Origin of the sequence: Microbacterium sp. UBA3394 (assembly GCF_002358725.1) — a bacterium.
In the GTDB taxonomy this organism is placed as follows: domain Bacteria; phylum Actinomycetota; class Actinomycetes; order Actinomycetales; family Microbacteriaceae; genus Microbacterium; species Microbacterium luteum.
The window spans coordinates 1,637-2,174 of the sequence record NZ_DEPK01000007.1; the positions used below are offsets into that span (position 1 = coordinate 1,637).

Below are 538 nucleotides of genomic sequence, written 5' to 3' on the forward strand. Positions count from 1 at the left end.
AGCGCCAGAGCGTTCATCACCGTGCCGAGCATCCCCATGTAGTCGGCGCGGCCGCGATCCATGCCGCGCTGACTCAGCTCGGCTCCGCGGAAGAAGTTCCCCCCGCCGACGACGACGGCGATCTCCACCCGGTCCACCGCCTCGGCGATCTCACGGGCGATCTGCGACACGACGTCGGGGTTGACCCCGAGCGCCCCGCCGCCGAAAGCCTCGCCCGACAGCTTCAGGAGAACGCGCCGGCGTCCGGTCGCTTCATCGATCACGTGATTCCTCTCGTCGCTTACAACTTATCGAAGGGCATGAGAAAAGGCCCGCACCACCGAAGCGGTGCGGGCCTCCTTCAACGTCAGGCTCCGACCTTGAACCGGGCGAAGCCGGTGAGGGTGAGACCGGCGTCCGCGGCGACCTTGGCCACCGACTGCTTGTTGTCCTTGGCGTAGTCCTGGTCGAGCAGCGCGACCTGCTTGAAGAACGCGTTCACACGACCTTCGACGATCTTCGGAAGGGCCGCCTCGGGCTTCCCCTCGTTGCGGGAGAT

General features: G+C 66.4%; 2 pseudogenes. Both read right to left on the reverse strand.

Annotated elements, in window-relative coordinates:
• Positions 1-263: pseudogene (pyrH, locus tag B4E30_RS00270) on the reverse strand (UMP kinase); the annotation flags it as partial.
• A gap of 83 nt (positions 264-346) precedes the next feature.
• Positions 347-538 (reverse strand): annotated as a pseudogene (locus B4E30_RS00275) (elongation factor Ts); the annotation flags it as partial.